A 14,548-nucleotide genomic window follows, 5' to 3' on the forward strand; every position below is an offset into this window, starting at 1 on the left:
CAAGGGTCGCCTGACCCTCAGGCAAGCCGGCGGAAAATCACCGGTAATAGTCGGGATAGTCGGTCTCGGCGTCCGGCTGGCGGTGGCTGCCCCGGCGCGCGCCCGTCGACTCGGAGGGGGTGCTGCCGTAGAGCTCGTTGTAGGACGGCCAGCTTCCCCCAGCGTTCTGCTGCGGGCCGGCGTCCTGCTGTGCCTGCGGCTGGTCGTGGCCGTAGGAGCTCTGTCCGGACGGGATGTCGTAACCGGCAGACTCGTACGGTGAGACCGGGCGCGACGGGCCTGTGGGGACGCCGATCGCGGAGCCCGCGTCGTCGATCGTCGCCCAGCCCGTGCTCACCTCGTAGGACGAGGAGGACGGCGCCGGGGTGGACGGGTAGGCGGGATCGGGCGTGTACGACGAACCCGTGTCGGTCGTGTAAGACGGGTAGCCCTCGTAGGACGACTGCTGGGGCGGCGGAGGCCGATAGCCGTCCGTGTTCGACCAGTTCGTCACGGTCCGTGGTGGCTCGGGGTCGTCAAGCACGTCATGGGTACCGGACCACGCGGCGGGGGCCGGCGGCTCCGCGGGTGCGGACCACGAAGGCTCGGACGGCGACGTCGGGATCGGGACGACCTTCCCCAGAGGCGGCGGGACGGTGTACGACGGACCCGTGTTGGCCGTGTTGACCAGTCCTGCAGTGCCGTCGGGCAGGCCGTAACTCCTGCCGCGGTCGTAGGAGTCGCTCTGCGGAGCCGGCGGGGTCTGCGCGGCCTGGCCGGAGTCATGGGCCTGCGGACCCTGCGCCGCCTCGTAGGCCGCCCACGTCTCGAACGATCCGGTGACGGGAGCCTGCGCGACGGGCGGCAGTGGCTCGGCGACGGGAGCGGGAGGCGCCTCGAACAGGTCGCCGGCGTAGGACCCGGGCGCGGGCGACGGCGCCGCGTCGAACCCTCCGCTGTAGGAGTCGGCGCTCGCGGCGGGAGCCTCGTACGGCGTGTTCGCCCGGCCGCCCCTGCGGGGCGTCTCGAAGGAACCGCTCGTACGGCCGGCCCCGTTGTCGGCCGACGCGGCCGCGGAACGGCGCGCCGACCTGCCGGCCCTGCCCGCGCGGCCGGATCGCCCGGAGCCCTGGCCGGAAGGCCTTGCCGGGGGTGTGAAGGAGTCGGAGATCGGGGGGACTTCGAACATCCCGGTGGCCGGGGCGTTGTCGAGCGGATCGGCGGACGCCGCCGCCCCGGCGGCGCTCAGGGCCTCCGGCGTCGGAGCGGAGAACGCCACGGTCTTCTGCTCGGCCGCGGCCGAGGCGGGGGTGGCACGCGGCGGCTTGGCCGCATCGGATTGGCGTGCGCCCATGGACCGCTGCGGCAGGGGGGCCTGAACGGTCGCGGCGTCGGGGTTCACCGAGCGCGGAGAGGGGCCGGCCGGCTCCGCGAGGGGGAAGTCGTCGGCGGCGGCGTCCGACGGCCTGCCCGCGGGGCGCGGGGCGGCCGGACGGGCTCCCGGGCCGCCGGTGAAACCGCCGTCGTCGCTGCGTACGCGGCTCCAGTAGTCGTCGTCGTAGTCGTCGGACTCGCCCCACTCGTCGACCCCGCGGCGGCCGCGTGCCTGGGCGGCCTGCTTGCCACCCTTGGCACCGGCGTCGGGGTCGTTGCCGGCGCCGCCACGCTGCGCGGGCCGGCTCGCCTGGCGGCTTCCGGGGCGGGAGGACGGGCGTCCGGCGCCCGGCCGCTGCTTGGGCGCGCGCTCGGAGGGGTCTTCGAACGCGTCGAAGCCCTTGGGGAAGCTCTCGAAGAACGTTTCCTCGGCCGGCCGGCGCGGCTTGGGGCCCTTGTTCTCGGCCATCGCCTTTAACCGCTCGGAAGACAGGGCACTTTCCCTGCGATTCATCGACCGCATGCCCAGAGCCACGACCATCAGCACGAGGAGCACGACGGCGACGAGGCCCATAATGACCGCAGTCATAGCACCACCCTCAAGGCCATGGCCTTCCAGCGGCGCCGGTGAGATCGCGCGGCCATCGACGCGACCTGCCCCCTCTGACCACCTGCGCTCAGCAATTGGATCCGATTCTGCTCGACCACGATGACCGTTGTCACACCCTAGGCGAAGATTGGTGTAGCACGACTACCTCCGGCGTTCAGCACGTCACTCGATGTTGTCCGCCGTGAGGCGTCCGCGCGCGATGGTGTGGTCGGCGATGTCCTCCAGGGTCTCCGCCAAGGGCGCACCCTGCTTGAGGTCGAGTTCCGTGTTGAGGGCGTAGACAGTGAAACGGTAACTGCCGTCGGCCTGGCATGGAGCCGTATAGCCGACTTTCCCGTTCGACCCCTCGCCCTGCTTCGCGCCTCGGGGGACGCCGTTCTCGCCCAGCTCGGTGGTGTTCGGGTCGATGTTGAACACCACCCAGTGCACCGCGCTGCTCCTCGCGTTGTTGTCGTCGACCACGATGGCCACCGACTTGGCGCCCGTCGTGCCCGACCAGCGGAGGGGAGGATTGCCCAGGCCGCCCTTGCAGGAGTAGACGTGCGGCAGGGGTGTCCCGTCACGGAAGCGCGGACTCGAAACGCTGATCACGTCGAGATTTCCGGACGGACCCCCGCCCAGAATCCCACAGCCGGAAGCGGCGAGTGTGACCGCCGTCATGACGACGGCACCTCGTACGCCCAGCGACTTCGTCGGCGACCCCATGCCCGATGATGCTACGCGGATTGGATGGGTGCGCCGACCGAATCGCACTGATCCGTGCCTGTCTTCGACCAGGAGCACGCCTCTCACCTGCTGCGTCCTGTCTCTTGATTTGTCCTGTTTCTTAACCGCCCAGTAGGGCCGGGCAGTCGGACGCGCGTCGGGGGCCCGTTTCCGCCACAATCAAGACATGCAGGGGGTGCCGCCGGACGCGGACGTGAGCTTCGCCGTCCTCGGCCCCCTGGAGGTCCGCCAGGACGGCCGGCGGGTCGAAATCGGCGGCCGCCGACTCCGTGCGCTGCTCACACTCCTGCTCCTCGACGCGGGCCGCACCGTGCCCACCGGCGCCCTCGTCGCCGGGGTGTGGGACGACAGCCCGCCGGGCGGCGTGGGCAACGCGCTGCAGGCCCTGCGCAACACGATCGACCGCGGCCTCGTGGCGGCTGACCCGTCCGGCTACCGCCTGCTCGTCGCGCCCGAGCAGGTGGACGTGCACCGATTCCTCCGCATGTCGCGCGAGGGCGCCCGCGCGCTCGAAGCCCGCGACCCCGGCCTGGCCGCGCGCACCCTGGGGGAGGCGCTCGCGTTGTGGCGCGGAGCCCCGCTCGCCGACCTGCCCGGGGGAGCGCTCGAGGTGGTGCGGCTGGAAGGGGCGAGGGTCTCGGCCACCGAGGACAGGATCGAGGCCGAACTGGCTCTGGCGCAGGACGTCGTCTCCGAGCTCACCCGGCTCGTGGCCGCCCATCCGCTGCGCGAGCGGCTGCGCGGCCTGCTCATGCGCGCCCTGTACGGCTCCGGCCGCCAGGTCGAGGCGCTGGCCGCCTACGAGGACGCCCGCGCCGTCTTCGCCGAGCGGTTAGGCGCCGACCCCTCCCCGTCGCTGGCCGAGCTGCATCTCGCCCTGCTGCGCGGCGACCTTCCGCGCACCGGCCTGCCGTACGGCGCCGCCACGGCGGCACCAGACGCGGCAGCGCACGACGGCGCGCCCGCCACGCGCAAGGGAAACCTGCGGGCCCGGCTGACCAGCTTCGTCGGCAGGGACGACGAAGTGCTGCAGGCACGGTCGCTGCTCGGGGAGAACCGGCTCGTCACCCTGCTCGGCCCGGGAGGCGCGGGCAAGACCAGGCTCGCGGTGGAGTCGGCCGAGGAGTTCGCCGTCGAGGTCCGCGACGGCGTCTGGCTGGTGGAGCTCGCCCCGGTGCTCGATCCGGAGGAGGTGTCGCGCGCCGTGCTCGCCGCGCTCGGGATGCGCGACACGGGGCTGGTGCGGGTGCGCCCCGCGGGGCAGGGCGTGGAGGCCGATGCGACGGCCCGGCTGATGGCGGCGCTGTCGGGACGCTCCACGCTGATCGTCCTGGACAACTGCGAGCACCTCGTCGGTGCGGCTGCCGCGCTGGCCGACCGGCTGCTCGCCGAATGCCCGGGGGTGCGGATCCTGGTAACCAGCCGCCGCTCTGCAGGCCCCGCACGACCCCCCCAAAGCTCCGTGCGGCTGCGCGGGTCCAGCCCGGTCGTCGGCTCGTCCAGGAAGAGCACCTGGGGGCGCCCGACGAGGCTCGCAGCCAGGTCGAGGCGGCGGCGCATGCCCCCGGAGTAGGTCTTCGCCGCCCGCCCGCCGGCGTCGGTCAGGTCGAAGCGCTCGAGCAGCTCGGCCGCGCGCCGCCAGGCGTGCGACCTGGTCATGTCGAGCAGCCTGCCGATCATCACGAGGTTCTCCACGCCGGTCAGGGTCTCGTCGACCGCCGCGTACTGCCCCGTCAGCCCGATCAGCGACCGGACCTGGTGGGCCTGCCGTACGACGTCGAAACCGCCCACCTGCGCCCGACCCCCGTCCGGGCGCAGCAGGGTGGCGAGCACGCGCACCGCCGTGGTCTTGCCCGCCCCGTTGGGTCCCAGCACGCCGAGCAGGCGCCCCTGCGGCACTTCGAGATCGACCCCGTCGAGCGCCTTGGTCTCGCCGTAACGCTTGGCCGGGCCCTGCGCCTGGATCTCATATGTCATGAGCGCGCCTCCTTTTGGTCGCCCTCACCATGCGGCACGCCACTGACAGAACACTGAGCGTCGCCGTCAGCCGCTGACAGATCACTGACGGCGCTTAGGGTGGGACTGTGAGAGCACCCCTACGGGACCCGGCCCACCGGGTCTCCCGGCGCGCGATCGCGCTGTGGTTCGTGGAGGCGATCATCGGGTTCGCCTTCCTGATGGGCGCCGCCCTCCTGATCGCCTACCTGCTCGACCGGAGCGGCTGGTCGGCCCTTCCCGGATGGATGGGCGACCGCCTCTGGCTGCTGCCGGTCGCCGTCGGCGTGGTGATGCTTCCCCTCGTGGTCCTGGAGCCGTTGCTGCGCTATGCCGTGCACCGGTGGGAGCTGTCGGGCGACGTCGTCTACGCCAGGTCCGGGTGGCTGAGCAGGCAGTGGGTGTTCGTGCCCGTCAGCCGCATCCAGACGGTGGACAAGGCGCAGGGCTGGTTCGAGCGTGCCCTCAGCCTGGCCACCGTCGAGATCCGTACGGCCTCGCACGCGGGGTCGTCCACGATCCAGGGGCTCGACTACGAGGTGGCCGCCGCCTTCGCGGAGGAACTCGCCCGGCGGGCACAGGAGCTCAGGGACGACGCGACATGACCGATTCGCCGTTCCGCGCGGAAATGGCCGACGTCCCTCGGCGGGTGAGCCCGCGCGTGCTGCTGATCCATCCGCTTCGGATGTTGCCGTCGCTGTTGCTGCCGTTCGGCGGGTTGCTGCTGGCCAGCGGCTTTTCGCCCACGTCGGTCGCGGTGGCCGCGCTCGGCGTGGCCCTGTCGGTGGCCGTCGCCGTCGTCCGGTGGGCGACGTTCACCTACCGTGTCTCCGGTGACCGGCTGGAGCTCACCCGCGCGCTGGTCAGCCGTTCGGTGCGGACCATCCCGCTCGAACGGGTCCGCGGCGTGGACATCACCGCCCGGCCGCTCCATCGCCTGCTGGGCCTGGCCGTACTGAAGATCGACACGGGCGCGGGAGGGGACAGCCAGGAGGGCGAGCTCGACGCGCTGCCCCTGCGGGAGGCCGAGGAACTCCGCGGCGTGCTGCTCGCGCGCCGCGCGATGGCGGTCTCGGCCACGCAGCCGGTGGAGGCCCCCGCGGAGGGGCAGCCGCCCCACGGCGCCGTCCCGGCCGGCACGAGCGCGGGCGGCACGAGCGCGGGCGGCGGCGTCGCACAGGGCGCTCCCCGGGGCGTCGCCCCTGACGGCGGGCGGGTCATCGCGCGCGTGCCCCGCTCCTGGCTCAGGTACGGCCCGCTGTCCGGCGCCTACCTGCTGACCCCGTTCGCGCTGATCGCCGGTGCCGTGGGCGTGGTCTACCAGTGGGTGGGCGAGGTCAGGGTCACCGCCGAGACGGCGGCGAGCACGCTGGAATGGGCGCGGGACCACATGATCCTGCTGGTCGCCGCCGGGGTGCTGCTGGTGCTGGCCATGCCGGTGGCGGGCGGCATCACCTACGCCGTGTTCAACTGGGACTTCACCGTCCGCTCGCGGGACGGCTACCTCGTCGCGGAACGCGGCCTCCTCACCCGCCGTGTGGTGTCGCTCGAGCGACGCAGGATCCGCGGTTACGAGCTGGTCGACGGGCTGCTGGAACGAGCCGCAGGAGTCGTGCGGGCGTGGGCGGTGGTCACCGGACTCGGGGACTCCGAGACGCGCGGGCAGCTGCTGCCGGTGACGCCCCGGGAGTGGGCCGTCGGGGTGGTCTCCGAGGCCATCGAACCCTTCGATGCCCCGTTGCGCCCGCACCCGCCGCAGGCGCGCCGCCGCAGGCTCTTCCGGGCGGTCGCGCCCTGGCTGGTGGTCGCCGCGGCGGCGCTCGCGCTCGGCTGGGCCGTGGTCGCCGTCGCCGCCCTGGCCCTCGCCGTGGCCGGCATCGCCCTCGGCCTGGACCGCTATCGCTCGCTGGGTCACGCCTACGACGGCATGCGGGTGTCGGTGCGCCAGGGATCGCTGCGCCGTAGGCAGGCGGTGGTCGAGCGCCGCGCGATCGTCGGCTGGAGGTTGCGCCAGACGGTCTTCCAGCGCATGTCGGGTGTGCTCACCGTGATCGCCGGCGTCGGTGCGGGCAGCGGCGGCTACCACGCGATCGACACCGGCGAGTCGCAGGGCGTCGAGTTCGCCGCCGAGGTCACCCCCGACTGGCTCCGTCTGTTCCTCGCCTCGCCCCGCCCCTGACCGGTACGGCGGGGCGGGGGTCAGTCCTGCTTGCGCGCCCCGAACATGATCTCGTCCCAGGTCGGGACGGACGCGCGGCGGCCTCGCGACTTGCGGGGCCGAGCCGGAGTGGGCTTGGGCACGGGCGGCGCCGGCGTCTCCGGCTTGGCGTCCTTCGGCGTTTCCTTGACGGCGGCCTTCACGGGCTCCTTGGCGGGCTCCTTGACCGGCTCCTTCTGCGGGGCCTTGGCCGCCTGGGCGACCGCCGCGGCGGCCGTGCGCGGGTCGGGACGCTTGCCGTTGGTGCCTGCGGCGTCCTGGTCGCCGGTACGGCCGGCCTCCCTGGCGGCGGGCCGGGCGGGCTCCTCGCGTCGTGCGGGCGGCGCGGGAGTCACTTCTGGGGCCGGCGGGACCGGCTGCGTGACTGTTTCCGCGGCGGGCGCCTTCGGCGGGGCCGGGCTGGTGTTCGCCAGAGCCTCGGCCGCCGGAGCCTCGCTCGCGGGGATCTCGGTCGCCGGAGTCGCGGTCGTCTCCTCGGCCACCGGATCGGCGGGCGAGGAGGCCGGAGCCGCATCCGGCACAGCCGGCTTCTCCTCGGCCGTCACCGGCTCGGTCGTGGCGCGCTCCGCCCCAGAAGAGTCAGCCCCAGAAGAGTCAGACGCAGACGAGCCCGCCGCGGGCGCGCTCTCCTGCACGGAATCGGTTTCGGGACGGCTCGCCTCGCCGGGCGACGCGGATTCGGGAGCCGGCGTCTCGGACGCGGTCTGCCCGGAAGTGGTCTGCTCGGGACCGGTCTGCTCGGAAACGGTCTGCTGAGCGGCGGCAGGGCCGTCGGTGCCGCGCTCCGCCGTCGCCTGGTCTGCGGCGGCCTGGTCTGTGGCGGCCTGGTCTGCGGCGAGGTGGGCGGGTGCCCGGTCGGCGGGGACCGCCGATGCGTCGGTGCGCTGCGGCGTCGGGTCGTGCGCGGTCTGCGGTGAGGCGTCCTGCCGAGACGGAGCCGGCTCGGCGGGCTCGTGAACGGGCGGGGCGGCCGGGATGGCCTCCTGGACCGGTGCCACCCGGTCCTCCACGCCGGACATGCCGGTGATCACGTCGGGTTCCGGAGACCGGGTCTCCGCGACCGGACGCAGCGGCGTCGGAGCCGCAGGGCTGTGGGACGGCGGGTTCTGTCCGAGCAACGTCGACGGAGGCAGCTTGAACGCGGGAAGCTCCTCCGGCGCGTCCGCCTCGATCACCGGTTCCGGCAGCCGGAACGGCTTTGGTGCGGGCTCAGGCCGGGCCGGGGGCTCCTCATGACGAGGCTCAGGCCAGGGAGCGGGCTCTCGCCGCACGGTGTCGTGCCGGGCGGCGGGCTCGTTCCACGCGGGCGGCTCCTGGCGCAGCGGCGGGTCCAGCCGGGCGGGCGGCTCGTGCCGTACGGCAGGGCGGTCGTAGTCGGACTCGACGCGCCCGTGGGCGGCGCCGGGAAGCGGGGCCACGGGGGCGAGCTTGGACGCCAGTCGCGGCACGAACGGGCGCACGGTCGTGTCGTCCCGCTCGGGCTCGACGTATTCGGCCGCCGACAGGCGCATGGCCTCGTCGTCGTTGGGGGTGATGTTGCGGCGGCGCGGGTCGAAGAGCCACTCGGCGTGCCGGGTGTGCCCGTTCCAGACGAAGCCCAGCTTCACCCGCCACAGGTTGTCGTCGCGCTTGGCGGCGTCCCAGTCGATCTCATCGGCGGGCACGCCGCGCCGGGTGAGACGCTCGGCCACGAGGTCGCCCAGCGTCGGCCCCGGAGCGCTCTCTCCGGGCATGCGCACCGAGACGCGCTGCGCCTGCTGGGCCATGTACTCGCGCTCCTGGAGAACGGGTCCCTCGAACCAGCGGACTCGTTCCACCGGGATGCCGGCGGTGGCCGCGATCTCCTCAGCCGACTCACCGGCGCGGATTCGAGCCTGGATCTCCTTGGGGCGCAACGGACTCTCCACTTCGATCTCGTACTGGCCGAGACGGGAGAAGTTGCCGCGGACCGCGGCACGGAGCCGATCGTCGACGGGAAGCGTGAACCGCGTGCCCCGCCCGGCCGTGGCCAGGACGAGATAAGTGCCGTCCTCACTTACCGCGACGAGACGGAGCTCCTGCATGCGAGTCCCTTCGTCATCGTGCTGCGTCTTCCCCCGGACCCTTGAGTTTCTCGCTTGAGCCGGTTGCCTTCCAGCACCGTACCCGGCATGTCCGAACATCGCCTCGCCCAGGGGTGTGGCAGATGTTGTGACCCCGGTCACATTTGTCGGGTTCACCCTGCTACAGCCTGCCTGTGTACGGCAAGCGGCAGCGTGTCCTCGACGGATTGTCCCGTACGGCGTCGCCTTGTGTGGCGAAGTCGGCTCATGACGCGAGAGAACGGAGGGTCGTTCTTCCTGAGATGGCGCGTGCCTTCCGGCCGTCCTTGCGCCGCCGGTGTGGCGGACGCGCCGGTGGACGGCGTCGTGGCCGCCGCGACGGTCGCGACGGCCCGGGAGGGGTTGATGTGCACTGGGTGTCCCCCGGGTTCTGGTGGCACGCCGGGCTCAGGCTGCCCGTGTCTCGCAATCTCCTCCCTAGCCGGGCGGGTGAGGCAACCCGACACGCCGGGGACGTGTCACAAGGGGCCGGCTCTTTACATCGCTGTGGGTCCGGGGCTCTTTCCGGAGGCGCCCGCGTGTGCGTCGCGCCCGAGGACCTGGTCGAGATAGTCGTTGGCGAACAGGCCCCGGGGGTCGAGCGTGTCGCGCAGCGCGACGAAGTCGGCGAACCGCGGATATACCGTGCTCAGGTAGGCGGCGTCTCGGGTGTGCAGCTTGCCCCAGTGCGGGCGCCCCCCGAGCCTGGTCATGATCTCCTCTACGCCTTCGAAGTAGGCCGGGTTCGGCGTGGGCCTGTAGATGTGGCAGGCGATGTAGGCCGAGGGCCTGCCGTACGCGGTGGACAGCCAGGCGTCCGACGGCGGCGTCACCCTGACCTCCACAGGGAAGGTGATCTTCCAGCCGGACCGTTCCACGAGGTCGCGCGTCTCGCGCAGGGCGTGGGCGAGGTGGTGGCGGGGGATGGCGTACTCCATCTCCAGGAAGCGGACCTCGCGCACCGACGTGAAGATCTTGTAGGAGGTGTCCACGCATTCGGACGCGCCGAGCACGGCCGCGGAGACCCGGTTGATTCGGGGGATCAGGCCGGGGAAGCAGGCCCCGGCCGCGCACATGACGCCGAAGAGGGTGTTCTCGAGGAAGACGTTGTCGAGCCAGCGCTTGAAGTCGCTCGGCGGCTGGGCGGGCCCGGGGGAGCGGTTGTTCCGTTTGACGAGGCACGTGTCGGTGTGCGGCAGCCAGAAGAAGTCGAGGTGCTCGTCGCGGCCGATGAGCTCGTCGATGGTGTCCAGGATCCGGCTGAACGGCACAGGCTCGCGGCAGGCGTGGAGGAGGAACGACGGCTCCACCCGCAGCGTCACGGCGGTCAGGATGCCGAGCGCGCCGAGGCCGACCCTGGCCGCGTCGAAGAGGTCGCCCTCCCGCACCGTGGTGATGGAGCCGTCGGCCAGCACGATCTCCAGCTCGGTGACCTGGTCGGCCAGGCCGCCGATCTCGCGTCCCGTGCCGTGGGTGCCGGTCTGGATCGCGCCCGCGACCGTCTGCGCCGTGATGTCGCCCATGTTGGCCAGGGCCAGGCCGTGCGCCCGCAACTCCTCGTTGAGGGCGCGCAGCGGCGTGCCGGCCGCGACCGTCACCTCGCCGTCGCCGAGCTTGAGAATCCCCGTCAGGCCGTCCGGCCTCAGCAGGATGCCGTCGCTCAGCGCGACCCCGGTGAAGGAGTGGCCGGTGCCCAGCATGCGGACCCGGCGGCCGCCGGCGGCGGCGTCCCGTACGGCGCGGGCCACGTCGGCGGCCGAGGTCGGAGTCCGGAACTCCACGGGGGTGACCGACTGATTGCGTGCCCAGTTGACGAAGGCGTCCATGTTCCTCCTCGCGCAGCGAACCGCACGCCCCCGTCGTGGAACATGAACACTACTCATAAATTGGGCGGCTGCCTATGGTCCGCCCGGTGTTCAGAAGGTGTTGTGCTCCACCCGGACGAGTGTGCTGCCGGCCATTCCGACGATCATGGCCGCCAGCGCGCAGGCGAAGGTGAATCCGAAGGCGTTGGACGCCCCGAACGTGTCGATCAGGTGGCCTCCCGCCCAGGCGCCGATCGCCACGCCGAACCCGATCGCCGTGGACGTCCACGACATGCCCTCGGTGAGCTGCGAGACGGGGACGAGCCGCTCGATGAGGGAGAAGCCTGTGATCAGGGTGGGGGAGATGGCGAGGCCCGCGAAGAACAGCGCCACGGCCATGGCGCGGATGTCGTTCAACAGCAGCACTGGCGTGAGCCCGGCGGCGAACACCGCCAGCGCCCTGACGAACCTGCTGCGCAGGCTGATCTTCCAGTGGCGGGAGCCGTACCAGAAGCCGGAGACCAGGCTCCCGCCCGACAGGGACGCGAGCAGGAGGCCCGCCGCCACCTTGCTGCCGTGCTCGTCGGCGAAGGCGACGGTGATGACGTCGACCGAGCCGAACACCGCGCCCATGGCGAGGAAGACGGCCGACAGCAGGGCCACTCCGGGGATGGCGATGGGCGAGTGGGCGTGGTCCGTGCGCCGTACGGCCGGCGGTTGCGTGGCGCGGAGCGCGGAGAACGCGACGGTGCCGCCGACCGTGAGCACGAGGGCGACCACGAGGCCCGCGTAGACGCTGACCGTCGTGGCGAGCGCGGTCACGAACGCGGGGCCGCCGACGAAGATGACCTCGTCGGCCACCGACTCGAACGAGAACGCGATGTGCAGCTTGTCAGGGTCTTTCAGCACGTGGGTCCAGCGGGCCCGGACCATCGCTCCCAGGGAGGTGGCGCTGGCCCCGGCCGCGACTCCGGTGGCGAAAAGGGTCCAGGTCGGCTGGCCGGTGTGCGCGCACAACATGAGCCCGGAGAGGGAGACCCCGTGGAGGAGGGCGAACGGGACGAGCACCGTGGCCTGCCCGAACCTGTCGACGAGCCGGCCGGACAGCGGCGCGGAGACGGCGTAGGCCAGGGACACCACCGCCGACACTGCGCCCGCTGTGGCGTAGGACCCGGTCAGCGCGGAGATGAGCAGCACGACCCCGATGCCGAGCATCGACATCGGGATCCGCCCGATGAAGCCCGTGATGACGAAGCCCTTGACGCCAGGCGTGCCGAACAGGCCTCGGTATGGCCCAACCATGTCGCGGATCCCTTCGGCACAGTGACGTCACGTGATCACAGGGGGCGCTGAGATCACGGTGTGCGTCCGGGCACGCCGGTCGGGCGGCGGCGGCCCCGGGGCGTCTTATCCCGTGGCACGCGGACGGCGGTTTACGCTGCTCGACCCTAAACGCACAACCGTGCCGAATGGCAAGTGATTTTTACGTCTATGGGGCAAAGGGTTTAACCTGGGCCAGGTGCGGCTTCTTCCCCGGTTCTCGCATCTTCGTGCCTCCGTGGCCGGGCTGGCCGTGGTGATCACCCTTGTCATCGTCGGAGGGTTCGTGGCCCTCGGCTCGATGGACGGCTCATCCGACGCCTCATCCAGCGCCTCATCCAGCGCCTCATCGCCGCCGCCGGGCGGCGGGTCGGCGATCGCGGCCGAGCGGCCGGACACGCTGGACACCCCGGTCGCAGTCCCCGGCCCCGCGCTCCCGGAGGGCTCGCCCGCCACGAGCGGCCCCGGCGTCACGGCCACCCCGCCGACCCTGCTGGCCATCTCGCGGTCGCCCGTCTCGGCGGACACGCTCCGCGAGATCGGCGCGCTCAAACACGTGCAGAAGGTCGCCGGAGCCGACGGCGGCACGGTGCAGGTTTCCGGCAAGACCCTGCAGTTGCTGGGCGTCGACCCGGCGGGGTTCCGCTCGTGGACGCCGCAACCCGTGGCCGACCACCCCGAGGTGTGGAGCGCGCTGGCGAGGAACGAGGTCGTGGCCGACGGCGCGACCGTCGCCAAGTCGGGCATGGTCCTCGGGGACGACTACCAGGTCGAGGACGGCCCGTCGCTGCGGCTCGCCGCCTCCGCCACCCTCGGCCTGCCCGGGATCGACGGCCTGGTCAGCCGCGACCTCGGGCGGCGGCTGGGATTCGCCGCCGACGTCGTCGTCCTCATCCACGCAAAGGGCGGCACTCCCGACCGCGACGCGCTCACGCGCCTGCTCGGCCGCGACGCGCAGTTCGTGCCCGTCGGGACGACCCAGGAGAAGCCGGCCAAGCCCACGTCGGGCTCAGGGCCCGGGCTGGTCGGCCGGCCCGCCAGCTATCTGGACCTCTACCGGCGCTCCGCCGGCGTCTGCCCCGGCCTGTCCTGGACCGTGCTGGCCGCCATCGGGCAGGTCGAAAGCAGCCACGGCCGCAACAACGGGCCCTCGTCGGCGGGCGCGCTCGGGCCCATGCAGTTCATGCCGGCCACGTGGAAGGTCTACGGAGTGGACGGCGACGGCGACGGCGAGGCCGACATCTGGAGCCCCTACGACGCCGTCCCGTCGGCCGCCAAATACCTGTGCGCCAACGGCGCGGGACAGGGTGGCGACAAACTCAGGAAGGCCGTGTGGTTCTACAACCACTCGTGGGACTACGTTGACAAGGTCCTCGGGCTCGCCTCCGCCTACGCCCGCGCGTACGGCTGAGACGCCGCGGCGTCTATCTAGGAGGCGTCGGGGGTGGGCCTGCGCCGGGGAGCCGGGCAGCACAACGCCGCGCACCGCGCCGGGACGGGTTCGGCGAGCAGTTCACTCACCATCGAGACGAACCGGGGATGCGTGCCCGCGGTGGACGCCCGGGTGAAGGCCATCCCGAGCTTCTCGGCCATGGCCGCCGCCTCCACGTCGAGGTCGTAGATGACCTCCATGTGGTCGGACACGAACCCGATCGGCACCGTGACGACCGCCCGCACGCCGTCGTCGTGCAGCCGCTCCAGGTGGTCGCAGATGTCCGGCTCCAGCCACGGGACGCTCGGCGGGCCGCTGCGGCTCTGCCAGGCGAGGTCCCACGAGCGGGCGGGGTCCACCTGCTCGGTGACCAGCGCGGCGGCCTTCCTCAGCTGCGCCTCGTACGCGCCGCCCTGCGGGCCCGCGGTCTGCGCCATCGACACCGGGATGCTGTGCGCGGTGAAGACCAGGCGAGCCGCGCCCCGTTCGGAGGCGGGGAGCGCGTCGAGGGCGGCCCGCGTGTGGTCGGCCATCGCCGCGATGAACCCCGGGTGGTCGTAGTAGTGCCGCAGCTTGACGATCTCCGGCGCACCCGGGACGGCCGCGCGGGCCCGGTCGATGTCGTCGAGGTACTGCCGGCAGCTGGAATAGGAGCTGTAGGCGGCCGTGACGAACGCCGCGGCCCGGGTCACCCCGTCGGCGGCCATCTGGCGGACGGTGTCCTCCAGGAAGGGTTGCCAATTACGGTTGCCCCAATACACGGGCAGATCGACGTCGAGGGCGTCGATCAGGTCGCGGCACTGCTGGTTGATGGGACTGACGCCGCCGAAGCCCTGGTAGTGCGCCTCCACCGCGAGCAGCCGCTCCCGGGGCACCCCGCGCCCGCGGACCACGTTCTCCAGAAACGGCATGACGTCTTCGGGCTTTTCCGGTCCCCCGAACGAGACGATCAGCAAAGCGTCATAAGCCGATGTGCTCCCCATGACCATTCAGCCTACGCAGGTCTGG

8 protein-coding genes and 3 pseudogenes are annotated in these 14,548 nt (G+C 72.3%); 4 read left to right on the forward strand and 7 right to left on the reverse strand.

Annotated elements, in window-relative coordinates; all coding sequences use genetic code 11:
• Positions 1 to 37 precede the first annotated feature (37 nt).
• Positions 38 to 1,942, reverse strand: coding sequence for a hypothetical protein (locus Pth03_RS14185; protein ID WP_203944714.1), 1,905 nt, complete (start codon positions 1,940 to 1,942; stop codon positions 38 to 40).
• A 183-nt stretch (positions 1,943 to 2,125) separates the two neighbouring features.
• Positions 2,126 to 2,668 carry a YbhB/YbcL family Raf kinase inhibitor-like protein gene (locus Pth03_RS14190; RefSeq protein WP_239119023.1) on the reverse strand — a complete coding sequence of 181 codons (543 nt, stop codon included), beginning with the start codon at positions 2,666 to 2,668 and terminating at the stop codon, positions 2,126 to 2,128.
• Positions 2,669 to 2,855: 187 nt separating this feature from the next.
• On the opposite strand from Pth03_RS14190, the pseudogene Pth03_RS42505 reads away from it, so the two are divergent.
• Positions 2,856 to 4,052, forward strand: a pseudogene (locus tag Pth03_RS42505) (AfsR/SARP family transcriptional regulator); the annotation flags it as partial.
• 89 nt (positions 4,053 to 4,141) lie between these two features.
• Here Pth03_RS42505 and Pth03_RS14195 read toward each other — a convergent pair.
• Positions 4,142 to 4,666 (reverse strand): annotated as a pseudogene (locus Pth03_RS14195) (ATP-binding cassette domain-containing protein); the annotation flags it as partial.
• Positions 4,667 to 4,773: 107 nt separating this feature from the next.
• On the opposite strand from Pth03_RS14195, the gene Pth03_RS14200 reads away from it, so the two are divergent.
• Both Pth03_RS14200 and Pth03_RS14205 read left to right on the forward strand, forming a co-directional pair.
• Complete coding sequence (locus tag Pth03_RS14200; RefSeq protein ID WP_239119024.1) at positions 4,774 to 5,289, forward strand: PH domain-containing protein; 516 nt, start codon at positions 4,774 to 4,776, stop codon at positions 5,287 to 5,289.
• Positions 5,286 to 6,863: a PH domain-containing protein gene (locus Pth03_RS14205; RefSeq protein ID WP_239119025.1), complete on the forward strand. Its 1,578-nt coding sequence runs from the start codon at positions 5,286 to 5,288 to the stop codon at positions 6,861 to 6,863. Before Pth03_RS14200 ends, Pth03_RS14205 begins: the two co-directional genes overlap by 4 nt.
• A gap of 1,100 nt (positions 6,864 to 7,963) precedes the next feature.
• On the opposite strand, the pseudogene sepH reads toward Pth03_RS14205, so the two are convergent.
• The 3 genes and pseudogenes from sepH to Pth03_RS14220 all read right to left on the reverse strand — a co-directional run.
• Positions 7,964 to 8,965, reverse strand: a pseudogene (gene sepH, locus Pth03_RS42755) (septation protein SepH); the annotation flags it as partial.
• A 515-nt stretch (positions 8,966 to 9,480) separates the two neighbouring features.
• Positions 9,481 to 10,809 carry a D-arabinono-1,4-lactone oxidase gene (locus Pth03_RS14215; RefSeq protein WP_203944716.1) on the reverse strand — a complete coding sequence of 443 codons (1,329 nt, stop codon included), beginning with the start codon at positions 10,807 to 10,809 and terminating at the stop codon, positions 9,481 to 9,483.
• A 90-nt stretch (positions 10,810 to 10,899) separates the two neighbouring features.
• Positions 10,900 to 12,090 (reverse strand): MFS transporter, encoded by a 1,191-nt coding sequence (locus Pth03_RS14220; protein WP_203944717.1) that lies wholly within the window; start codon positions 12,088 to 12,090, stop codon positions 10,900 to 10,902.
• A 217-nt stretch (positions 12,091 to 12,307) separates the two neighbouring features.
• On the opposite strand from Pth03_RS14220, the gene Pth03_RS42085 reads away from it, so the two are divergent.
• Complete coding sequence (locus tag Pth03_RS42085) at positions 12,308 to 13,519, forward strand: lytic transglycosylase domain-containing protein (protein ID WP_275413104.1); 1,212 nt, start codon at positions 12,308 to 12,310, stop codon at positions 13,517 to 13,519.
• Positions 13,520 to 13,536: 17 nt separating this feature from the next.
• Here Pth03_RS42085 and Pth03_RS14230 read toward each other — a convergent pair whose 3' ends face one another.
• Positions 13,537 to 14,523, reverse strand: a complete 987-nt coding sequence (locus Pth03_RS14230; protein ID WP_203944718.1) for a ferrochelatase — start codon at positions 14,521 to 14,523, stop codon at positions 13,537 to 13,539.
• Between the last annotated feature and the right edge of the window lie 25 nt (positions 14,524 to 14,548).

This window comes from Planotetraspora thailandica (genome assembly GCF_016863335.1).
Taxonomy (GTDB): Bacteria; Actinomycetota; Actinomycetes; order Streptosporangiales; family Streptosporangiaceae; genus Planotetraspora; species Planotetraspora thailandica.